Annotated in this window: 19 protein-coding genes and 1 tRNA gene; 6 read left to right on the top strand and 14 right to left on the bottom strand. The window is 63.2% G+C overall.

From position 1 onward, the window contains the following. Positions 1-271: 271 nt before the first annotated feature. The 7 genes from rpsJ to rpsL form a co-directional block, all read right to left on the bottom strand. Positions 272-580 (bottom strand): 30S ribosomal protein S10, encoded by a 309-nt coding sequence (gene rpsJ, locus C8J46_RS16590; RefSeq protein ID WP_007406109.1) that lies wholly within the window; start codon positions 578-580, stop codon positions 272-274. Positions 581-746: 166 nt separating this feature from the next. Beyond that, a complete protein-coding gene (locus tag C8J46_RS16585) occupies positions 747-1,043 on the bottom strand; it encodes a type II toxin-antitoxin system RelE/ParE family toxin (RefSeq protein ID WP_132741521.1) in 297 nt (98 codons plus the stop codon). Further along, a complete protein-coding gene (locus C8J46_RS16580; RefSeq protein ID WP_132741519.1) occupies positions 1,040-1,318 on the bottom strand; it encodes a type II toxin-antitoxin system ParD family antitoxin in 279 nt (92 codons plus the stop codon). The genes C8J46_RS16585 and C8J46_RS16580 overlap by 4 nt, the downstream gene beginning before the upstream one ends. 608 nt (positions 1,319-1,926) lie before the next feature. Next, positions 1,927-3,120, bottom strand: a complete 1,194-nt coding sequence (gene tuf / locus C8J46_RS16570; RefSeq protein ID WP_132741515.1) for an elongation factor Tu — start codon at positions 3,118-3,120, stop codon at positions 1,927-1,929. Between the two features lie 214 nt (positions 3,121-3,334). Next, positions 3,335-5,431: an elongation factor G gene (gene fusA / locus C8J46_RS16565; RefSeq protein ID WP_132741513.1), complete on the bottom strand. Its 2,097-nt coding sequence runs from the start codon at positions 5,429-5,431 to the stop codon at positions 3,335-3,337. Between the two features lie 147 nt (positions 5,432-5,578). Next, complete coding sequence (gene rpsG, locus C8J46_RS16560) at positions 5,579-6,049, bottom strand: 30S ribosomal protein S7 (protein ID WP_055872660.1); 471 nt, start codon at positions 6,047-6,049, stop codon at positions 5,579-5,581. A 49-nt stretch (positions 6,050-6,098) separates the two neighbouring features. Then, positions 6,099-6,470: a 30S ribosomal protein S12 gene (rpsL, locus tag C8J46_RS16555; RefSeq protein WP_010164594.1), complete on the bottom strand. Its 372-nt coding sequence runs from the start codon at positions 6,468-6,470 to the stop codon at positions 6,099-6,101. A 304-nt stretch (positions 6,471-6,774) separates the two neighbouring features. On the opposite strand from rpsL, the gene C8J46_RS16550 reads away from it, so the two are divergent. Then, positions 6,775-7,989: a hypothetical protein gene (locus tag C8J46_RS16550; RefSeq protein WP_132741510.1), complete on the top strand. Its 1,215-nt coding sequence runs from the start codon at positions 6,775-6,777 to the stop codon at positions 7,987-7,989. 13 nt (positions 7,990-8,002) lie between these two features. On the opposite strand, the gene C8J46_RS16545 is transcribed toward C8J46_RS16550, so the two are convergent. Further along, positions 8,003-9,016, bottom strand: a complete 1,014-nt coding sequence (locus C8J46_RS16545) for an alpha/beta hydrolase (protein WP_243643457.1) — start codon at positions 9,014-9,016, stop codon at positions 8,003-8,005. A 148-nt stretch (positions 9,017-9,164) separates the two neighbouring features. Here C8J46_RS16545 and C8J46_RS16540 point away from each other — a divergent pair. The 3 genes from C8J46_RS16540 (at position 9,165) to nusG (ending at position 10,527) form a co-directional block, all read left to right on the top strand. Then, positions 9,165-9,241 (top strand) — tRNA-Trp (locus C8J46_RS16540). 538 nt (positions 9,242-9,779) lie between these two features. After that, on the top strand, positions 9,780-9,977 hold the full coding sequence (secE, locus tag C8J46_RS16535; protein WP_056047594.1) for a preprotein translocase subunit SecE: 198 nt from the start codon (positions 9,780-9,782) through the stop codon (positions 9,975-9,977). Positions 9,978-9,990: 13 nt separating this feature from the next. Continuing rightward, the gene (gene nusG, locus C8J46_RS16530; RefSeq protein ID WP_055872668.1) at positions 9,991-10,527 is read left to right on the top strand and encodes a transcription termination/antitermination protein NusG; all 537 of its coding nucleotides are present in this window, start codon (positions 9,991-9,993) and stop codon (positions 10,525-10,527) included. A gap of 384 nt (positions 10,528-10,911) precedes the next feature. On the opposite strand, the gene C8J46_RS16525 is transcribed toward nusG, so the two are convergent. The 5 genes from C8J46_RS16525 to C8J46_RS16505 all read right to left on the bottom strand — a co-directional run bounded on the left by C8J46_RS16525 (position 10,912) and on the right by C8J46_RS16505 (position 17,383). Beyond that, complete coding sequence (locus tag C8J46_RS16525; protein WP_132741508.1) at positions 10,912-11,505, bottom strand: hypothetical protein; 594 nt, start codon at positions 11,503-11,505, stop codon at positions 10,912-10,914. A gap of 8 nt (positions 11,506-11,513) precedes the next feature. Continuing rightward, entirely contained in the window at positions 11,514-12,662 is a 1,149-nt protein-coding gene (locus C8J46_RS16520) for a M48 family metallopeptidase (protein WP_132741506.1), read from the bottom strand. Between the two features lie 13 nt (positions 12,663-12,675). Next, positions 12,676-13,446 (bottom strand): hypothetical protein, encoded by a 771-nt coding sequence (locus tag C8J46_RS16515; RefSeq protein WP_132741504.1) that lies wholly within the window; start codon positions 13,444-13,446, stop codon positions 12,676-12,678. A gap of 99 nt (positions 13,447-13,545) precedes the next feature. Then, positions 13,546-14,505 (bottom strand): hypothetical protein, encoded by a 960-nt coding sequence (locus C8J46_RS16510; RefSeq protein WP_132741502.1) that lies wholly within the window; start codon positions 14,503-14,505, stop codon positions 13,546-13,548. Positions 14,506-14,968: 463 nt separating this feature from the next. Next, on the bottom strand, positions 14,969-17,383 hold the full coding sequence (locus tag C8J46_RS16505; protein ID WP_243643456.1) for a TonB-dependent receptor plug domain-containing protein: 2,415 nt from the start codon (positions 17,381-17,383) through the stop codon (positions 14,969-14,971). Positions 17,384-17,726: 343 nt separating this feature from the next. Between C8J46_RS16505 and rplK the strand changes: the two genes are divergently transcribed. Next, the gene (gene rplK, locus C8J46_RS16500; RefSeq protein WP_056047586.1) at positions 17,727-18,158 is read left to right on the top strand and encodes a 50S ribosomal protein L11; all 432 of its coding nucleotides are present in this window, start codon (positions 17,727-17,729) and stop codon (positions 18,156-18,158) included. 4 nt (positions 18,159-18,162) lie between these two features. Continuing rightward, a complete protein-coding gene (gene rplA, locus C8J46_RS16495; RefSeq protein WP_056047582.1) occupies positions 18,163-18,855 on the top strand; it encodes a 50S ribosomal protein L1 in 693 nt (230 codons plus the stop codon). Between the two features lie 337 nt (positions 18,856-19,192). Here the strand turns inward: rplA and C8J46_RS16490 are convergent, their stop codons facing one another. Next, the gene (locus C8J46_RS16490; RefSeq protein ID WP_243643471.1) at positions 19,193-20,455 is read right to left on the bottom strand and encodes a glycosyltransferase family 4 protein; all 1,263 of its coding nucleotides are present in this window, start codon (positions 20,453-20,455) and stop codon (positions 19,193-19,195) included. Between the last annotated feature and the right edge of the window lie 2 nt (positions 20,456-20,457).

The raw sequence follows: 20,457 nt of genomic DNA, 5'->3' as shown, positions 1-20,457 counted from the left end.
GACAGAGGCCCCGTCGGACTATTCCTCGGGGGCTTGCGGACCATGTCCGGAGCGAACTCCATGATGCGTCCACCTGACCCCATCCCCGGCAAATGCCCTGAATGGAGTCGGTTCAACCCGGTAAATACGAAACGTGCCCCCGTCCCGGGCTGGTGCTCCTGCAAATGCGGAAGCGTGACGGGGGACGCTGCCCCGTCGGTTTTCACCGACGGCGGTATCCCAATGTCGAACGGCGCGGGACCGTTACCGGTCGACCGCGCCACGCCAGCCCTTAGGCGAGCTTGATCTCGACGTCAACGCCAGCGGCGAGGTCCAGCTTCATCAGCGCATCGACCGTCTGCGGCGTCGGCTGGACGATATCCAGCATACGCTTGTACGTGCGCACCTCGAACTGCTCGCGCGACTTCTTGTCGATGTGCGGGCCGCGGTTCACGGTGAACTTTTCGATGCGCGTCGGAAGGGGAATCGGACCGCGGATGAGCGCGCCGGTGCGGCGTGCGGTGTCGGCGATGTCGCCAGTGGCCTGATCGAGCACACGGTGATCGAACGCCTTCAGACGAATGCGGATATTGCTGTCCATAGTCCCTACCGATGCGAAAGAGCGGGCCCGTTTCCGGGCTCTTGCTGGTTGATGTTTAAACCGAAGGCGGGCCATTACGGGAGAGTCGGGCGAAATGCAACCGGGGGTTGAAAGTTATCGGGACCGGCGAGCGCACTTACGGGAATAGCTACCCGCCCCTGCTCGATTAGATCGTGCTCAGCACTCGATCGTAATCCTGACCGGGGCCGATGATGCGGTGGACGAACACCCGGCCGGGCAACGCCGAGTACAGGATGCCGTAGCCCTTCCAGGACCTTCGGCGGATGCCAAGCGCTTCATAGCGCGCCACCAATGGGAAGCCGAGCGGCACGTCGGCGATTCGCAGCGCCACTTCACGCAATTCGCCCACGAAAGAGGCCGCGCGAGATGGATTGTCAGCAGCGATATACAAACCGATTTTATTGAGGTCGGTAACCGCATGCGACGACAAAACGACTCTCATGCGTGCGACTGACGGCGCGTCCCCTCGATTTCAGCCAGCACCGCGTCGCACGCGACATCCAGCGCCACGCCCCCGCCGGCGTTCATTTCGGCCAAGCTACCGGATATTGATGAATCCAACTCGCTAAGCCAACGCTCCTCATTCTCGACGGCGCTTTGATCTCGTGCAACCAGGTCGCGGAAATAATCGCTAACGCTGGCGTACTGCCCGCGGTCGATCCGCTCCTGCACGTAGTCGCGCATCGGATCTGGCAGCGATATATTCATGGATGCCATCTGCGCGTTCTCCACTGGCATTATGCCATGAACTGCTCTCACCGACAACGAACGCCTTCACCCGCGCCCCCGGGGAAAATGCTGAACGTCGCCCGGCACTGTCACCCAATCGTGCATCGACTGTTCCCAAACCGACCGAACGGGAGCCTGAAATGTGGGGTCGGCGATCGCGCCAACCGCGACTCCGATCATCGACGGATGCTTGCCGGCCTTGGCGTAGACAGTTGATCCACACTCCGCGCAAAAGAACGTCTCAAAACAATTGCCCTCGTCCGTCGCCCGTTCGAACCGCCTGCCCTCGCCGACGATCGTGAGCTGGTCTGCCGGATAATAGGCAAGGACGGCAAACGGCGATCCAGTCCGACGCTGGCACGCAATACAATGGCAAGCGACCAGAGCAGGCGTAGGGCCGGGAAGCTCGACCGCGATCTGACCGCACTGACATTCCGCCCTCATGAGCCCGCCCCCTATTGTGGGGCATAGACTAGCCGATTGTCGAATACCTGCAATCGTCACGCGTCGTGGTGGAAAAGGCACCAAACACGAAAAAGCCCGGCCTCTCTCGCGAGAAGCCGGGCTCTTCGATCAACTCCCGATGGAGGTGATGCTTACTTGTCGATCTGGCTCACGACGCCTGCACCGACGGTACGGCCGCCTTCGCGGATCGTGAAGCGCTGGCCCACGTCCATGGCGATCGGTGCGATCAGCTTGATGCCGAGCGACACGTTGTCGCCTGGCATGACCATCTCGGTGCCCTCAGGCAGCTCGACGGTGCCGGTCACGTCCGTCGTACGGAAGTAAAACTGCGGGCGGTAGTTGGCGAAGAACGGCGTGTGACGGCCACCCTCTTCCTTCGACAGCACGTACACTTCCGAGTTGAAGTCGGTGTGCGGCTTGATCGTGCCTGGCTTGCAGAGCACCTGGCCACGCTCGACTTCGTCGCGTGCAACGCCGCGGATCAGTGCGCCGACGTTATCGCCAGCCTGGCCCTGGTCGAGCAGCTTGCGGAACATCTCGACGCCCGTGACCGTGGTCTTGCGGACGGTCGGGTGAATGCCGACGATCTCGACTTCCTCGCCAACCTTGACGATGCCGGTCTCGACGCGGCCGGTGACGACCGTACCACGACCCGAGATCGAAAAGACGTCCTCGATCGGCATCATGAACGGCTTGTCGAGCGGACGCTCTGGCTGCGGGATGTACTCGTCGACGGCCTGCATCAGCTCGGTGACGGCGTCGGCGCCGAGCTTCTGGTTCGAACCCGACAGTGCGCAGGTAGCCGAACCCTTGATGACGGGGATGTCGTCGCCCGGGAAGTCGTACGAGCTGAGCAGCTCGCGGATTTCCATTTCGACCAGCTCGAGGATTTCCTCGTCGTCGACCAGATCGACCTTGTTCATGAACACGACCATTGCGGGCACGCCGACCTGGCGTGCGAGCAGGATGTGCTCACGGGTCTGTGGCATCGGGCCATCGGTCGCCGAAACGACGAGGATCGCGCCGTCCATCTGGGCTGCGCCAGTGATCATGTTCTTCACATAATCGGCGTGGCCCGGGCAATCGACGTGCGCATAGTGACGGTTGGCCGTCTCGTACTCGACGTGTGCGGTCGAGATCGTGATGCCGCGCTCGCGCTCCTCGGGAGCCTTGTCAATGTTGGCGAAGTCGACGGCGGTACCGCCGGTCGTCTCTGCCAGAACCTTCGTGATCGCAGCGGTGAGCGACGTCTTGCCATGATCGACGTGACCGATGGTGCCGATGTTGAGATGCGGCTTGTTCCGCTCAAATTTTGCCTTGGCCATTGTTTCCTACCTTCTGATTCGTATTCCGGTGCCACCCCGGGAACCGCGCGAACGCGGCCCAATAGCGGCTGTTAAAGCGTTGCGCCAGCCCCTGCCTTGCGTAGGGGGCCGACACGGAAGTGAATTCCGTGCCGTCGGACCTCGGGAGAGCCCGAGGCCGGCCGGCCTTACGGCGTCTCGGAGCTAGGTTGCCCTAGCTCCGTGCACCTTCGGCTTACGCCAGCTTAGCCTTCACCTCGTCAGCAACATTCTGCGGCACTTCGTCATAGTGCGAGAACTGCATCGAGTACTGCGCGCGACCCTGCGTGAACGAGCGAAGCGAGTTCACATAGCCGAACATGTTGGCCAGCGGGACCATCGCCTCGACCGTCTGCGCGTTGCCGCGGCTGTCGGTGCCCTGGATCTGGCCACGACGGCTGTTCATGTCGCCGATGACGTCGCCCAGATAATCCTCCGGGGTGACGACCTCAACCTTCATGACCGGCTCGAGCAGCGTGATGCCCGACTTCTGTGCCACTTCGCGCATCGCGCCGCGTGCACAGATTTCGAACGCCAACGCCGACGAGTCGACGTCGTGATACGCGCCGTCATACAGCACGATCTCGAAATCGATGATCGGGAATCCGACCAGCGAACCCGACGCAGCGGTTTCGCGGAAGCCCTTCTCGATCGCGGGCAGATATTCCTTCGGAATGTTGCCGCCCTTGATCTCGTCCTTGAACGTGATGCCCGAACCGCGCTCGCCCGGCGTGACCTTGACCTTCACGCGACCGAACTGGCCGGTACCACCCGACTGCTTCTTGTGCGTGTAGTCGACGTCGACCGGCTTCTTCAGATACTCGCGATACGCGACCTGAGGAGCGCCGACGTTCGCCTCGACCTTGAACTCACGCTTCATGCGATCGACCAGGATCTCGAGATGGAGCTCGCCCATGCCCTTGATGATGGTCTGGCCCGACTCGGGGTCCGACGACACGCGGAACGAAGGATCCTCGCGTGCGAGGCGATTGAGCGCGACGCCCATCTTCTCCTGGTCGGCCTTGGTCTTCGGCTCCACCGACAGCTCGATCACGGGCTCGGGGAATTCCATCCGCTCGAGAATGATCGGTGCGTTCATCGCGCAGAGCGTGTCACCGGTCGTGGTATCCTTGAGACCCGCGAGAGCGACGATGTCGCCAGCGAAAGCCTCCTGGATGTCCTCACGGCTATTCGCATGCATAAGCAGCATGCGACCGACCTTTTCCTTCTTGTCCTTGACCGAGTTGGTAACCTGCGATGCGGTCTCCAGCTTACCCGAATAGATGCGGGCGAAGGTCAGCGTGCCGACAAACGGATCGTTCATGATCTTGAACGCCAGTGCCGAGAACGGAACCTCGTCCGACGAAGGACGCTCGTCCGGCGTCACGCCGTCGAGCTTCAGACCCTGGATCGCGGGAACGTCGAGCGGCGAAGGCAGATAGTCGACGACGGCGTCGAGCAGGGGCTGAACGCCCTTGTTCTTGAACGCCGAACCGCAAACGACCGGCACGAACGCCATGCTCAGCGTACCCTTGCGGATCAGCGCCTTGAGGTCGGCGACGCTCGGCTCGTTGCCTTCGAGATAGGCCTCCATGAGGGCATCGTCCTGCTCGACGGCCATCTCGATCAGTTCGCTGCGATACTTCGCGGCCTTCTCGACCAGATCCGCGGGGATCTCGGCATATTCGAACTTCGCGCCGAGGCTCTCTTCGAGCCAGATGATCGCACGGTTCTCGACGAGATCGACGAGGCCCTTGAAGCCGCCTTCCATGCCGATCGGAAGATACAGCACTGCCGGACGCGCGCCGAGACGCTCGATGATCGAGTTCACGCAGAAGTAGAAATCGGCGCCGGTGCGGTCGAGCTTGTTGACGAAGCACATGCGCGGCACGCCGTACTTGTCGGCCTGACGCCACACGGTCTCGGACTGCGGCTCGACGCCGGCAACGCCGTCGAAGCATGCGACCGCGCCATCGAGCACGCGGAGCGAACGCTCGACTTCGATCGTGAAGTCGACGTGGCCAGGCGTATCGATGATGTTGATAAGGTGCTCTTCGCCCTTACCTTCTTCGGCGCGCCACTTGCAGGTGGTCGCAGCCGACGTGATCGTGATCCCGCGCTCCTGCTCCTGCTCCATCCAATCCATCGTCGCGGTGCCTTCGTGCACTTCGCCGATCTTGTAGGACTTGCCGGTGTAATAGAGGATGCGCTCGGTCGTCGTCGTCTTACCGGCGTCAATGTGCGCCATGATGCCGATGTTGCGGTAACGGTCGAGCGGATGGCTGCGGGCCATGATCGTGCTTCCTTAAGGATATGGGGAGCCGAACGTGCCGGCTCCCCAATATATAGGTGTTTGCATGACAGGCGAAAGACCGCCCGTCACACGGATAGCAATGCTAGGCTTCAAAGCTCGCTGTTACCAGCGGCAGGAAGCCCGCTGTTACCAGCGGTAGTGCGAGAATGCACGGTTGGCTTCCGCCATCCGGTGCGTATCTTCACGCTTCTTGACCGCGTTACCACGGTTGTTGGCTGCGTCCATCAGCTCACCCGACAGCCGTGCGGCCATCGTGTTCTCGCTGCGCGAACGTGCCGCACCGATCAGCCAGCGAATCGCCAGCGCCTGTGCACGCTCGGGACGAACCTCGACCGGCACCTGGTACGTTGCACCACCGACGCGGCGCGAACGGACTTCGATGCCCGGCTTCACGTTGTTCAGCGCATCGTGGAAAACGCCGATCGGGTCGCGCTTGGCGCGCTGCTCGACGGTTTCGAATGCGCCGTACACGATCAGCTCTGCGACGGACTTCTTGCCGTCCAGCATGACGCTGTTCATGAACTTCGACAGAACCTCATCCCCGAACTTGGGATCAGGCAGGATAACCCGCTTTTCGGGACGACGACGACGTGCCATTTTGTATTCCTTCTAAACTTCAGCCTTAGTGATCAGATACCTGACCGGCTTACTTCGGACGCTTAGCGCCGTACTTGGAACGCGACTGACGCCGGTCCTTCACACCCTGTGTATCGAGCACGCCGCGCAGGACGTGATAGCGAACACCGGGAAGATCGCGGACACGACCGCCACGGATCAGGACAACCGAATGCTCCTGAAGATTGTGGCCCTCGCCCGGGATGTAGCTGATGACTTCGCGCTGGTTGGTCAGGCGAACCTTGGCCACCTTACGCAGAGCCGAGTTCGGCTTCTTCGGGGTCGTCGTGTAGACGCGCGTGCAAACGCCACGCTTCTGCGGATTTGCTTCCATCGCAGGGACCTTCGACTTGGCCTTCTGCGGATCGCGGCCCTTGCGGACCAGCTGGTTGATCGTCGGCATTGAAGCCTTCACCTTTCAAGTGGTTACTTTGCTGGAGCCATGAGGCGCCTGAGAATACAAAAAGGACCCTCTGAAGCGCAAACGCTCCTCAGGCCCTGGAATGCATCCAGCAATGTTCAAGCATGCCCGGCGGGAAACACTCCCGAAGAACAGGCCGCGCCTATATGCGAGGACGCGGCTCGGGTCAACGGGGCGGAATCGCGAATGGCCCAGCCCGGCGCACGAAGGTGCGGGATGTTCGGTCGCAGCTTTGGTCGCAGTCAGTTTAACCGCGGGGAAACCATCCCCGTCGTATTCCACGCGGATGCAGCCCACCAATACTCTTCGTCTGCCGCCGGTCGCCTTGACGCTGGCCTGCGCCTTGGTCGCCCATGCGGCATTGTGGCCGTTTCGAGCCAATGACGTCGACGAGTATCTGATCCCGTGGCTCGAACATATCCGGCATACTGGCATGATTGGCGCATTCGCGACGCCGTTCAGCAACTATACCCCACCCTATCTATATCTCCTCGCGTTTGCCTCGCCATTGGCCGCGATCTTTCCGCTGGTCACGGTGATAAAGCTGCTGTCGACCGCGGGCAGCATTGCGCTGGCGCTGGCGGTATGGCGACTCCTCAGGGCACTCGATTGCGCGCAGCCGGCGCGTGGCGCGGCGCTTGTCCTCGCTTTGCCATCGACGCTGCTCAATGCGCCCTTCCTCGCGCAATGCGATGCGGTGTGGGCAGCAGCTTGCATCATGGCGGTAGCGATGGCGATCGAGCGTCGCCACGCGCCCATGCTCGCTTGGTTCGGATTGGCGATCGCGATTAAATTGCAGGCAGCGTTTCTCGGGCCGTTCGTTGTCGCCCTGCTGATCAACCGCCGGGTTTCCACGCGGCTGTGGCTGATTGCACCCCTCGTCGTCTTATTGACACTGGTGCCGGCGTGGGCGGTAGGCTGGCCATTTGGCGACCTTGTGACGATCTATTTTCGCCAGGCCGCCTATTCCGATGTCTTGTCGTTGAACGCACCCAACGCCTGGATCATTATCCAGACTCTACCCTTGATCGGCGACCTCCCCTTGAAAGCAATGGCGATGGCAATCGCGACTGGCGCCAGCGCGAGCTATATCGCCTGGCTTGCGTCGCACCGATTGCCCGCTCGAGTGATACCGGCAGCAGCCTTGCTTGCGGTCTTACTGGTTGTCGGCGTGCTGCCCCACATGCACGAACGCTATTTCTTCCTGTGCGACATTCTTGCACTGAGCGTCGCGTTGACAAGACGAGACCGGACCGGATGGTTCATCGCCGTAGCAGTCCAAGCGGGCTCTACGCTCGCCATCCTCGCCTATATCCTGGACACGCAGGCCCTCGCCGTTCTGGGCGCGGTATCGATGATGATCGCGACATACCAAGTCGCGCTACTTCTCGGTTTTCCGTCGCGCGCCGACCTATCCGCGAAGGACGATGCTGGCTCGACCCCAACATGCGCCATTATCGCATGGCCTCGACCAATGAACGCGCGACACAGGCCCTCCTAACGCCTCACCTACCCTAGCGGCGCGGCATCTCCAGTGCCGCCAACAACGCTTTCTCGAACCGCGCCGGATCCTCGACCTGTGGCGAGTGACCCAGCCCCTCGAGCATCACGAGCCTCGCATTCGGCATCTGCTTGACCGCACGCGGCGCCACCGTCGGGATCGGTTCGAGAAACTTGCGCAAGTTCGTCGGGGCCTGCGCGCGGCCGAAAGCCGTCTTATCGAGCGTGCCGACGATTAGCGTCGTAGGAGGCGTGATCCGGTAAAGTTCGTGTGCGACCGGTTGCGTCTTGATCATCTCGCTGGTTTTCGCCTGCGCGAGCGCAACGGTGTCGCGCCCTGTGCCCTGGTACATGCCCGCCTGCATCCAGACCCAGCGATCATAAGACGGCTTCCATACGCCGTGGTAATAGTTCTCGAGCTGGTACGCCTTGATCGACGCATAGCTCGTCTTCTTCTCGTTCGCCCAGAGCGTGTCGACGTCGGTATAGGGCACCCCCTCCTCGCCGCGATCCTTCAGGCCGAGCGGATTGACGAGGACCAGCTTCTCGACCGAGGCCGGATAGAGGATCACGTACCGCATCGCGAGCATACCGCCCATCGAATGCCCGACGATCGTCGCCCGCGTGATGCCGCGCGATTCGAGGAGCCGCTTGGTGAACGTCGCCAGCATCTCGAAGCTATATTGTGCCGCGCGGGGCTTGGACGATTTGCAGAAGCCGAACTGATCGGGGACGATCACGCGGTAGCCGACTTCGCTCAGCGCCCGCGCGGTGCTGCCCCAGGTCGCGCCGCAGAAGTTCTTGCCGTGGAGCAGGACGACCGTGCGGCCATTGGGTCGCTGCGGCGCGATATCCATGAACGCCATTTGCGCAGGACTACCGACGATATCGACTTCCATCGTCTGAACCGGCCACGGGTAGGTGAAGCGTTCGAGTTGCGGCCCGAGGTCGGGAACTTGTGGTATGGGCCCTGCCCCCATGAGTAGCGCCGCCGCCGGCAGCACCAGCATCATCAATCCCGCCTTCATACGAATAAACTTTCCTACAGCGATCCCGTGGGCTTAACGTCGTCGGGCGAACCGTACACAGTGCACCGCGTCCTGCCTATTCATAGCGGGCCACGTGCCAAGATCGCTTGCCCTTCCGAAAAAGGCTGGGTAAGGGGCGCGTCCGTGTAGGAGTGTAGCTCAGTTGGTTAGAGCGTCGGTCTCCAAAACCGAAGGCCCTCGGTTCGAATCCGAGCACTCCTGCCACCCCCTTTAAATTTCGATTTCGAACGGCACCGTTTCACGCGGTGCCTTCGCACGTCCATCGCGATTGCAGAAAATGCATTTCATAATGCAATTTTCGCAATTGCTCTATGATGTGCTGCGATGCACAACGATCAGGCCTTTCAGGCATCCTCTCCTAAAAACTTTCATGGCCGGTCTTGTACCGGCCTTTTTTTTCGTCCGCGTTGCGCGTACACCGGCCATGCCGTCGTCAAGCCGAACGATAAAAAGAAACCGTGGGAGCGGAGCCGCCGGTGAAACCGGCACCGGCAAGACGATCGTGCGGGGGATCGAGTGACCCAAGCGCTCTCCCCCGCCACTTCTCCCAGCCACCGCCGTGTCGCTTTCGATACGACGCCCGCCCCTCCCCTGCCGCGCACTTGCTTTCACCTGAGACGGCAGCTATCTGCCGCGCTTCCGACAGCGAGGACGGACCTGCCGCCGCGGCCCTTCACAGGGAGCGGATAGTGGGTCTATGCCTCGCATCTCAGTTTCTCAATCAGCGGGTTCGAAGAACATCGTGGCGAAGACGTCCCCCCTCGAATTCATCCAGCAGGTCCGCAACGAGACCGCGAAGGTCACGTGGCCGACGCGTCGCGAGACGGTCATGACCGGCGTGATGGTGGTGATCATGACGACGATCCTCGCGCTGTTCTTCCTGGGCGTCGACTCGATCCTGCAAGCGATCGTCTCCGCCCTCCTCAAACTCGCTCAGTAAGCAAGGTTCCGTCATGGCGCGCTGGTACATCATTCACGCCTATTCGGGCTTCGAGGGCAAGGTCCGCGACTCGATCATGGCCGAGGCGACCCGGATGGGTCTCGAACAGCTCGTCGAGCAGATCGAAGTCCCGACCGAAACCACGACCGAAGCCCGTCGCGGCAAGAAGATCGCGGTCGAGCGCAAGTTCATGCCGGGCTACGTGCTCGCCAAGCTGAACATGAACGACGACGTGTATCACCTGGTGAAGAACACGCCGAAGGTCACCGGTTTCCTCGGCAGCATGGGCAAGCCGCAGGCGATCAGCGAGGCGGAAGCCACGCGGATGCTGAACAGCAAGGAAGAAGCCGCCGCTGCGCCCAAGCAGAAGGTCAAGGTCGACTACGAGATCGGCGACCAGGTCAAGGTCCTCGACGGTCCGTTCGCGACCTTCAACGGGCTTGTGGAAGAACTCGACTTCGACCGCAGCCGCGTCAAGGTTTCGGTGTCGATCTTCGGGCGTGCTACGCCTGTGGAGCTCGAGTTCGAGCAGGTCGAGCGCAGCAAGTAAGGCCAAGCCGCACGCGATTAGCCAATGGCTAATCGCGAGACGGCGCCAGTCCGGCCGGCGGGCCAAAGGCCCGGCCGACGACGCGGGAGTTACTCCCGCGTCGGGCCTTGGGAAGTGCCGGCCATTCCGCGCATACACGCATCTACGCCCGCTATGATGCCAGCCGGCATCTATCTTCGCCATCCACGCGGAGGCGGGGATCCATATGCTCGAACGCTAGCGATCCCATCAAGAGGGATCCCATCAAGAGGCATGCCAGTATAGGTTCCCGCCTTCGCGGGAATGACGTTTAGTTGCTTGACGAACATAGGTGCCGTGCACCCGGGATGAGTGAGCTGTTTCGACGGCCTGTCATAAACTGATGACGGTGTTAATCGGCGCGCCTCAAAGCCGCACGCTATCCGCCACCGCCTGAGCGGCCGCCGCGCTACGATCATAATAATATAGGCTCGGCGCCTCGTACGTCACCATATACAGTTTGCCGCCGACCATCGCACCCCGCGCCTCGCCACGCCGTTGCAACGTCTCGTTCTGCTTCGAGAAATGGTAGGTGAAGCGGACACCCTTGGTGCCGGCGAACGCAATAGGCTCGATCCCGTCGATCTTCACTGACGCGGCGCTCAGCGCGATCCGGTAGCTGTTCTCGAGCAGCACCGGAATGTCAGTGATCAGCATCGTCGCCGACACCTTGGGGAGCGGCTGGTTCTTCTTGTCGACCTCGCGGAACAACGGTTTGCCGGACTCGATGCCGCCATAGAAGGTCAGTTCGTTGAGCTCGTCACCGTCCTGCGTCCAGCTTTCCGAATTGCGACCGGGACGCTCGGCGAGCTTGTTCCATTCGACGCCGGGCATGACGGTCATCGCCGACTTGGCGACGACGATCCGTTGGCCGGCGGGGATGAGCTTGTTGCCCGCCGCGACCGGCGCGGCGATGGCGACTATGGCGACGGCTGCGAATATCGGCAGGTGATTGGACATGATCATCCCTATTGCGAAACGAGAGTGGCGATGAGCGCAGCGTCGGTGGTGGCGGGCTTGAGGCGGAGATAGGTGGTGAGCGCCGCCGAGCCATCGGCGACCTGCTGACTGCGCAGGAGCGACAGGCCGAGGCCGCGATACGCCTCAGGTGGCGCGTCGCCCCTGGCGATCGCCTCCTGGTAGAATTGCGCCGCGCTGACGAGATCGCGCGGGTTGCCGCGCTCGCGGTAAAGATCGCCGCGCGCGATTAGCAGTGGCGTCGTCCAGCCCCCGCTTTCCGCGAGATTGGCGAGGACATATTCGCTCCCGCCGAAATCGTTGAGCTTGATCTGGTCGTTCAGAAACACCGGTAGCCATGATGTCATCGCGTCATGATGCGCGTCAGCCAATGCCGGCTTTACATCGGCCGCCTCAATCGATGCCGCGCGGAGATAGGTGGCGCGCGCCAGATTGGTTGGATGGGTCGCGAAGAAGCCTGCGACGTATTTGTGCTGCGCCCTACCCTTACGACCGATCGCGGTCGCATCGGCTTCGCTCATTATATGATCCCAGACATCCGCCGACGCCGACGAGGGATAGCGCGACCGCGCGAGATATTGGAAGCCGATCATGTCAGCGTCCTGCTCCTGCTGGCGATCGAACGCGTAGAACTGCCCGACCGTGCTGTAGCGGATGTCACCGCTGTTGCGCAGCAGGACCGAAGCCCATGCCATCAGGTCGGATCCGCGACGACGGTTCTTATAATCCTTCAATGAATGGCGCAGTTCGAAATGGCCGAACTCGTGACCCAGGATCGATCCCAGTTCGGCCTCGTTGCGAACGCGCAGCAACAGCCCTGTCCACACCACCATCGTTCCGTTGGGGCTCATCGACGCGTTGAAGGCCGGCACCTGCTCGATATAGATGCGGACGGACTTGCAGCGATCCTCGCCGACGGTGCGGCATAATACGCCGCGAACATAGGCGTTGAGTGCCGGATCGCGGATCACCGAGGGAGAATCGCGTAGCCTCCGCTCGTCCTCGTCGGCTTCCATCCAGATACCCCGCTCGTCGACCGTCGTCGGCGTATAGGCCTGACCGTAGGTCGGCAGTGGCAGGCGCTTGTCCGCCGCAGCCGCGCCGGTTGCCATCACGCCGGCGAGCAGAAGTCCGATCATCGAACACCGCATCTCAGTGCGTTGGCGTTGCGGCAGGAGCAGTTGCGGTAGCAGAGGCAATTTCAACCGGCTTGCCGGGAAAACCCTCGAGCAACTGCCGAACGCGCTTGTCGGCGCCCGGCGCGTCGCGAACGTCGCCGCCCATCTGCATGTCCGCGTTCAGCCAGACTAGCTCACCGGTGCGCAGGTCGACGAGCCCGGCGAACCCCTTGTGTACGCCCGCGGTGACGCCGACGTTGGCCATCGCTGCAAACAGCTGCAACACCTTTCGTCCGGTCGAACCGAAATGATCCTCCGTGGTGATAAATAGCGCATAGTCCGCCTTGTCGAGGCCGGGCAGCGTACGGACATCGGGGCCGAGACTCCATTCGAACTGGTCCTTGCGCTTCTTGGTCGGCAGGCGATTGCCGCGGAAGAACTGGTACTCGATCACCGACGACGCGACCGCGCCGAACAGCTCCTGATACTCCGCCACCTTGGCAGGATTGCCGCCGATCGGCTCGGCATAGGCGACGACGCTGTTGCCGAGCCCGGTGTGCGCCTTCGAAAGCGCCGCGGCGAGGTTTTCCTTCGCCTGATCGGTCCAGTCCGCATTGGGCTCGAACATCCCCCCGGTCGACTGCGCGCCGACCTTGATCGACGGTCGCATCAGGACGATCCGGGCCGTGCCGGGTTTGAGAACGAAGCCGGGCTTGAGCCCCGTCTTCTCCTGAGCGTGAACTGGCGACGCCGCGGCCAGCAGCAAGGTGAGCGCCGCAAGCGACGCACGGCATGATTTGAGCATGATCCCCCCATATCGTCGGATGCCCCCATCCGATTGGGCGGATGCTAGACCGAAATCCGCCAAGCTTTGAAGAAATTATTGGAACGGATTTCGATGTTTTTACGAGGTCCGGTCTTTCAATCGCCAGCCGCCGAACAGCGCAACATCCGGATCATGCGCTACCTTCGTCGGGTCGGCCTTGCTCCAGCCGGTGACCTGATCGAGCGCCGGCAGGCGTACCGCCCTCGGCGTCGGATACGGGTTCATCAGAGTCGGTTCGCCGCGTTCGTTGCGGGCGGCTTCGGCGAGGTCGAAGGCTTCGCGGTCGCGGGCTTGGCGGGCTTCGTACATTGCCGTCAGGCGGTAGCTGTGGGCTTCGCTCGATTCTCCGCGGCGGCGCTTGATGTGGGGCGGTTCCTCCTGGAGGTGGACCGTCTTGGCGTGGAGGTGGAGGAGTTGCAGCGCCTGGTTGGCGGTCATCGGCGGGATCGGTGGGGGATCGTTGTGGCGCCATTCGTCGTGGTCGTGCGCGCCGGGTAGCGAGCCGGCGATCAGCGCGGACTCGACGGTTTGGTAGCCTGCCGCCAGCGCGAGGCGCATCTCGCGGGCGAAGGCGGGGCTGGCTTTGCGGCGGGCGTAGAAGGCGGAGTGGCTGAAGCCGGCGGCGGCGGCCGAGAGGCGGATGTTGGCGGTGGCGGAGAGCGCTGTGAGGAAGGCTTGCTCGGCGGCGTGGTCGAGGCGGTTGGCGGGCGGGCGGCGGAGTTGGAGGCGGCCGTTGGCGGTTCTTGTCGTGGTGGGGGTTCCGGTTGGGAGGTCGGCGTTCTTGGCACTCTCCTCCCCCGACCCCTCCCGTAGGCGGGAGGGGAGATTTAGGGCGGCGGAGGCGAACGCTAGGGCGGCGTCCCATTTTGCGGCGAAGGCGGGGTGGGCGGCGCGGCGCTCGGTGAAGGTGGAGCGGTTATAGCCGAGCGCGCGGGCGGCTTCGCGAGCGTTGCCGGTGCGGCGGAGCGCGGCGAGGAACGCGGCGTTCTGCGCGGCCTGGCGGCGGGTGAACTGGCCGGGGGTGGGCGGGCGTGGCATCCCACGGGGGTCTGCCTCGAAATCCTACATTGCAAGCGCGTCGGAGCGTCGGGCGCCGAGTGGCTCGAGAGCGGTTGGAGAATGGCGCGGGCGATGTAGGCCATCGTTCGCAGGATTAGGCGAGGTGGCCATGGTTCGGGGCGAAGCCGGTGGTCGTGGGGTGTGGTGGTGCACCGTGCTGATGCTGGAGAGCGGACCTATGCCAGACGGTTGTGCGTAGCAGGCGGTGATCCAGACACGCGACTGGCCGGTGCATGTCACGTACCGCATGCCGGGTGCGCATCCGGCATGGGGTGATCGATCCGGTGCGGCTGCGGTGACGCTTTCGAATCCTCCCCCGCCTGGGGGAGGTGGCTGGCGCTTGCCGGACGGCGGGGGCGGTCGGCGAAACCTTTGTTCCGTGCCCTCCCCCTCCGTCACCTTCGGTGCCCCCCCCCTGGCGGGGGAGGATCAAGGCCTGCGCTTAGAAGCCGACGCTGATCGTGCCGAACACCTGGCGGGGGGCGACCGGGAACTGGTTGAAGGTCCCGCTCGCGGCGCCGATGCTGAGCGTCGAGGCGGCGCGCTTGTTGGTGATGTTCGTCACGTTGAGGCTGACCGTCGCGGTCTTGACGATCTGCCCTTCCGACAGCGGCACGCGCGCGGCGATCCGGCCGGACAGCGTGAAGTAGGACGCGACCGACAGGTCGTTGGTGTAGGTCGCGAACCGCTTGCCGATGTAGTCGCCGACCAGTTGCGCGTCGAAGATGCCGTAATTGGCTGAGGCGACGAACTTGTTGAGCCAGTCGGGGCTGCCCGGCACCTTCTTGCCCGCGGTGGCGACGGTGGTCGTGCCGCTGACGTAATTCTCCTCGTAGCGCGAATTGTTGTACGACAGCGCGTCGTAGAACGAGAAATGCGGGCCGAAGCGGAGCGTGCCGGCGATGTCGATGCCGTCGGTCTTCACCGCGCCGACGTTCTGGAGGATCGCCGCGCCGCTGACCACCGCGGTGACCACCGGGTTCGGGCTGATGCCGAGCAGGCGGTTGCTGAAGTCGACGTGATAGACGCTGACCTGGCCCTCGAACGCGGTGATCGGGCCGAGGTTCAGCGCGTGATGCGAGCGGATGCCGCCCTCGTAGGTCCAGCTGGTTTCGGGCTCGACGTCCTGCTTGAACAGGTCGAACGCGGCCTGGCTGCCGAGTGCGAAGGGCGACAGCCCGGCGGCGGCACTGGTCTGGAACTGGCGGATGTTCTTCTGGACGTTGACGAACACCTGCTCGTTGTCGGTCGCGTCCCACAGTCCGCCCAGCTGCGGCAGGAAGTATTTGTGCGTGTCGATCTTGCCGACCGGCAGCGCGACCGAGCCGGTGAACGAGCCCGGGATCGGCTGCACGGGCACGCGCTGCGACGCGTTCTGGAACGTGCTCTTGACGCCGCCCTGGATCGTCAGGCTCGGGAAAACCTTCCAGCTGTCCTGGATGTGCGCCTGATATTCGTCGACGCGGACTTCGCTGTGATATTGCGTGATCAACGGGGTCAGATTGTCGCGCGGGCGCTGGTAGGGCGTGGTCGGATCGTTGACCGGGAAGGGATACCAGCGGCGATAGGCGGACGAGCTCTGATGCTCGTACCAGGCGCCGAACTCGATGTGATGCGCGCCGAGATCGATGCCGACGGTGGAGACGAGACCACCGCGGGCGATGCGGTATTCGGTGGTGCGCGTCGCCAGCCCCGAGCCGCCGAAGACGGTCGTGAGGTTCTGGCCGGGGTAGTAGAACGAGAACAGCTTGGGCAGGCCGGCGACGTCGATCGGGCCGCCGATGATGCCGACGCCGTCATTATGATGATAATAGGCCTGGTTCGAGAAGGTCACGCGGTCGCTGACGTTCCAGTCGTATTTGATATAGCCGAGATAATCGGTGCGCGCAGCGACGCCGTAATAGTTGCGGTAGTTCGACCCGTCGGCCTTGTACGCGCCCGAGTTCAGATAGTTGAGCATACCCTGGAAATTGGGGAACATGAACGGGCGGACGTACGGCGCGGTCCCTTGCGTCGCGGTGGTGATGACGGTCGAGTCCTCGTTCGGCTCGGTCTTGTCCGAATAGGCCGCGTAGACCGTCAGCTTGCCATTCGAATCGTCGTGGACGAACTTCGCATTGGCCTGATAGCCGCCCTGGATGCCATCGAAGTCCCACGCCTTCGCCTTCTGGCGCGAGCCCGAGATGTAGAAGCTGTTGCCGTTGCCGAAGGTCCCGCTGTCGACGCGGGCGAACAGCCGCGAGGTCGAGTGGCTGCCGAGCGTCTGGTCGACCTGGACGCCCATCTCCTTGCGCGGGTCGCTCGAGAAGGTGTCGATCGTGCCGCCGAGGTTGCTGGTCGACGCGGTGCCGAGATCGCCCGCGCCGCTGGCCAGCGTGACGCGCGAGACGTTCTCCGAAATGATCGCACGCTGCGGCGACAGGCCGTTGTAATTGCCGTAATTCTGGTCGCCGAGCGGCAGGCCGTCGAGCGTGTAGCCGAGCTGCTGCGCGTTGAAGCCGTGGACGAACAGCGAGATGTTCTGCTCGTTGTTGCCCCACGGATCGGCGGTCAGGAAGGTGACGCCGGGCAATGTCTGGAGCGCCTTTAGCGGGCTGACGCCGGGGAGGATCTTCTGCATGTCGACGCCGCTGATCTGCGCGACCGAGCGGGTGGCGGTGCCGGTGACGACGATCGTATCGTCCTGGCCGGCGGAGGTGGTCGCCTGGTCGGGCTCCGGCGCCGGTGCGGGAACGGTTGAACCCGGCTCGGCGTGCTTGGCGACCAGCGACTGCGCATTGGCGGGCGATATGCCGAGTACGGCAACACCGACAGCGCCGCACAACAGCCGTGCGGCGGTACGAGAAAACATCGTCATTCTTGAAAACCCCTAGCGAGATCGATCGATCGTCACTCCCGAGGCGGCACCTATGGGCGCGTCGCGACAGTCGGGTGACGGTTTCGCTACAGATTTAATTTGGGAGACGGGTGTGGGGATCGGGTGTCACTCTGCCGGATCTGTTCACGCAAAGGCGCGAAGAGCAGAAGATTCGGGGTTCGCGCGGAGGCGCGGAGGCGCGGAGGAGAAGTAAGGTAGGGCAGGTGTTGCCGCTTTGCGGGTTTTGGGGTATGCGCGCCGGCTTCCACCTTCACTGTTGGAATTGCGGGAGGTTGCCGAGAGGTAGCCGCCAATACCGCTAGGCTCACATAAAGAGAGTGACATGGCTAAAAAGATTACTGGATACATCAAGCTGCAGGTGCCTGCAGGCGAGGCAAAGCCCGCGCCGCCGATCGGGCCTGCGCTGGGTCAGCGCGGCGTGAACATCATGGAGTTCTGCAAGGCGTTCAACGCCGGCACGAGCGAACTGAAGAAGGGCATGCCGATCCCGACCGTCATCACGGTCTATGCGGATCGCTCGTTCTCGTTCGAGACCAAGACGCCGCCAGCCTCGTACCTGATCAAGGAGGCCGCTGGTCTCAAGTCGGGTTCGAAGGAGCCGGGCAAGGTCGTCGCCGGCACGATCAAGCGCAGCCAGCTGAGCGAGATCGCCACGACGAAGATGAAGGACCTCAACGCCAACGATATCGACGCTGCGACGAAGATCATCGAAGGCAGCGCCCGCGCAATGGGCCTCGAAGTGGTGGAGGGCTGAGATCATGGCTAAGCTGAGCAAGAAGCAGAAGGCCGTCACGGTCGACCTCGTCAAGCTGCACGGCATCGACGAGGCCATCGGTCTCGCACGGTCGGGCGCCACGTCGAAGTTCGACGAGACGATCGAAGTCGCGCTGAACCTGGGCGTCGATCCGCGCCACGCAGACCAGATGGTCCGCGGCGTCGTCACGCTGCCCAAGGGCACCGGCAAGACCGTCCGCGTCGGCGTGTTCGCCCGCGGCGCGAAGGCTGAAGAGGCTCTCGCAGCAGGCGCAGACGTCGTCGGCGCAGAAGACCTGATGGAAATCATCCAGGGTGGCACGATCGATTTCGATCGCTGCATCGCGACCCCGGACATGATGGGCATCGTCGGTCGCCTCGGTAAGGTGCTGGGTCCCAAGGGCCTGATGCCGAACCCGAAGCTCGGCACGGTGACGATGAACGTCGCGGCAGCCGTTCAGGCAGCCAAGGGCGGCCAGATCGAATACCGCGTCGAGAAGGCCGGCATCATCCACTCGGGCATCGGCAAGGCGTCGTTCCCGGCAGAAGACCTACGCGCGAACTTCGACGCACTGGTCGACGCGGTGGTCAAGGCCAAGCCGACCGGCGCCAAGGGCAAGTACGTCCAGAAGGTCGCGATCTCGTCGACCATGGGTGCGGGCATCAAGGTCGACACGACCGAGGTTGCTGGCGCCTGAGCCGCACGTGGCTAGCGCAAGCTAGCCACGAGACGGCGAAAGCACGGCCGGCGCGGGTAACCGCGACCGACGGGGACGGGATTTACTCCCGTCCTGCCGCTTAGAGACAGAAAAGGGCCGGGAGCAATCCCGGCCCTTTTTGCGTGTCCGGGCGAGCGGAATTCAATCCTCCCCCGCCAGGGGGAGGTGGCACCGAAGGTGACGGAGGGGGAGGACACGCAACAGCGGATGTCGCCTTCCGCCCCCTCCGTCTGGCAGGCGCCAGCCACCTCCCCCTGGCGGGGGAGGATCGTGAGGTGGCGCGACACTCAGGTTTGGAGCGATCCCGCCCCTGCCCTTACTCCGCCAGCGCGCGCCTGGGATCGAGCGTGGTCGCGAACACCAAAACATACTGCGTCACCCGCGCCTCTTCCGCTTCGACCGCATATGCCGCCGCCATGTCGGGCGCGACGATCCGGCCTTCGACGATATCGACGAGCGTGCGCGCGAGATCGAACGCGTTGCCGGGCTGGAAGGTGATGCCGACCTCGTCGCCCGCGACCTTTTCCGCCATGCCGCCGATTGCGCTGCACAGGATCGGCCTACCCGCGATCAGCGCCTCTTGGATGACGACGGGGGAGTTCTCCCACCAGATCGAGGGCACGACGATCCAGTCATACTGGCGCATCAACGCGACGACGTCGGTGTTGGCGTAGCGTCCCTTGTTGATCACGACGTCGGCGTTGGCGTCGAGCAACGCAGCGATCTGCGTCCGGAAATCATCGCCCTGGATATCGAGGTTGGCGCCGTGGATGCCGACCGCGAGCGTTCCGCGCAACGCCGGCGGAAACTGCGACACGGCCTCGAGCAGCACGTCGAGTCCTTTGTAGGGATTGATCTGCCCGAAAAAGCCGATCCGCGTCACGTCGTCGTTCGATCGCCCAGGATCGGCCGCCGCCCCTTGCGCGATCAGATCGGGCGACAGCGGGTTGTCGATTACCGTAATCCGCGCGCGATCGAGACCCCAGTCGACGAACCGGTCGGCGAGAAACGCACTCGGCGACACGAACCGCGCAATGGGCGCGAGCCGCTGGAGGATCATCGCCTTGCGGAGATAGAATTCACCCGCGCTGTAATGCGGAAAACAGGCGGCGCACGCAGCGGGGGATTCGTCGCGACAGAGCCGGCCATCGGTCTTGATCATCTGCCCGTCATTGTGACAGATCAGCAGGAACTCGTGCAGCGTCATCACGACCGGGACGCGCGCGCGGGCGAGCAGCTCGACGACATCCACGCTCCAATACGCCAGATGCTCGATATGAACGATGTCGGGTTGGAACCGCTCTAGAAGCTGTCCGACCATCGCCTCCAGCACGGTGAAATGCGTGCTCTCGAGCGAGAAATGCTCCTGGCCAGGCGGATCGGCGAGGATTTCGGTGGGGCTCGCGCCGAATGCGCCGAACGACGCGTCATGGCCGATCGCGCTTCGCGGCGCGCGTGCGACCAGTACCGGGGCAATGTCGTCGCGACCGAGCAGCCGCGCATAGAGGGCATGCGCCGCCTGCTCGCCGCCGCCGGTCGAGAAGGCCGGATGGCCATGCGCTAGGATCAGGACCCGCATAG

The sequence above is a fragment of the Sphingomonas sp. PP-F2F-A104-K0414 genome (assembly GCF_004340945.1).
In the GTDB taxonomy this organism is placed as follows: Bacteria; Pseudomonadota; Alphaproteobacteria; order Sphingomonadales; family Sphingomonadaceae; genus Sphingomonas.
The sequence above is the reverse complement of the archived record's forward strand: the minus strand, read 5'-3'. Positions and strand labels throughout refer to the sequence as shown.

What these genes read in the sequence shown, in the direction of transcription:
- rpsJ (WP_007406109.1), bottom strand. Translation starts at nt 580, where the DNA reads ATGGACAGCAATATCCGCATTCGTCTGAAGGCGTTCGATCACCGTGTG.
- nusG (WP_055872668.1), top strand. Translation starts at nt 9,991, where the DNA reads ATGGCGCGCTGGTACATCATTCACGCCTATTCGGGCTTCGAGGGCAAG.
- C8J46_RS16545 (WP_243643457.1), bottom strand. Translation starts at nt 9,016, where the DNA reads ATGAAGGCGGGATTGATGATGCTGGTGCTGCCGGCGGCGGCGCTACTC.
- C8J46_RS16520 (WP_132741506.1), bottom strand. Translation starts at nt 12,662, where the DNA reads ATGATCGGACTTCTGCTCGCCGGCGTGATGGCAACCGGCGCGGCTGCG.
- C8J46_RS16505 (WP_243643456.1), bottom strand. Translation starts at nt 17,383, where the DNA reads ATGACGATGTTTTCTCGTACCGCCGCACGGCTGTTGTGCGGCGCTGTC.
- rpsL (WP_010164594.1), bottom strand. Translation starts at nt 6,470, where the DNA reads ATGCCGACGATCAACCAGCTGGTCCGCAAGGGCCGCGATCCGCAGAAG.
- C8J46_RS16490 (WP_243643471.1), bottom strand. Translation starts at nt 20,455, where the DNA reads ATGCGGGTCCTGATCCTAGCGCATGGCCATCCGGCCTTCTCGACCGGC.
- rplA (WP_056047582.1), top strand. Translation starts at nt 18,163, where the DNA reads ATGGCTAAGCTGAGCAAGAAGCAGAAGGCCGTCACGGTCGACCTCGTC.
- tuf (WP_132741515.1), bottom strand. Translation starts at nt 3,120, where the DNA reads ATGGCCAAGGCAAAATTTGAGCGGAACAAGCCGCATCTCAACATCGGC.
- C8J46_RS16550 (WP_132741510.1), top strand. Translation starts at nt 6,775, where the DNA reads ATGCAGCCCACCAATACTCTTCGTCTGCCGCCGGTCGCCTTGACGCTG.
- C8J46_RS16510 (WP_132741502.1), bottom strand. Translation starts at nt 14,505, where the DNA reads ATGCCACGCCCGCCCACCCCCGGCCAGTTCACCCGCCGCCAGGCCGCG.
- C8J46_RS16525 (WP_132741508.1), bottom strand. Translation starts at nt 11,505, where the DNA reads ATGTCCAATCACCTGCCGATATTCGCAGCCGTCGCCATAGTCGCCATC.
- fusA (WP_132741513.1), bottom strand. Translation starts at nt 5,431, where the DNA reads ATGGCCCGCAGCCATCCGCTCGACCGTTACCGCAACATCGGCATCATG.
- C8J46_RS16580 (WP_132741519.1), bottom strand. Translation starts at nt 1,318, where the DNA reads ATGGCATCCATGAATATATCGCTGCCAGATCCGATGCGCGACTACGTG.
- C8J46_RS16515 (WP_132741504.1), bottom strand. Translation starts at nt 13,446, where the DNA reads ATGCTCAAATCATGCCGTGCGTCGCTTGCGGCGCTCACCTTGCTGCTG.
- rplK (WP_056047586.1), top strand. Translation starts at nt 17,727, where the DNA reads ATGGCTAAAAAGATTACTGGATACATCAAGCTGCAGGTGCCTGCAGGC.
- rpsG (WP_055872660.1), bottom strand. Translation starts at nt 6,049, where the DNA reads ATGGCACGTCGTCGTCGTCCCGAAAAGCGGGTTATCCTGCCTGATCCC.
- C8J46_RS16585 (WP_132741521.1), bottom strand. Translation starts at nt 1,043, where the DNA reads ATGAGAGTCGTTTTGTCGTCGCATGCGGTTACCGACCTCAATAAAATC.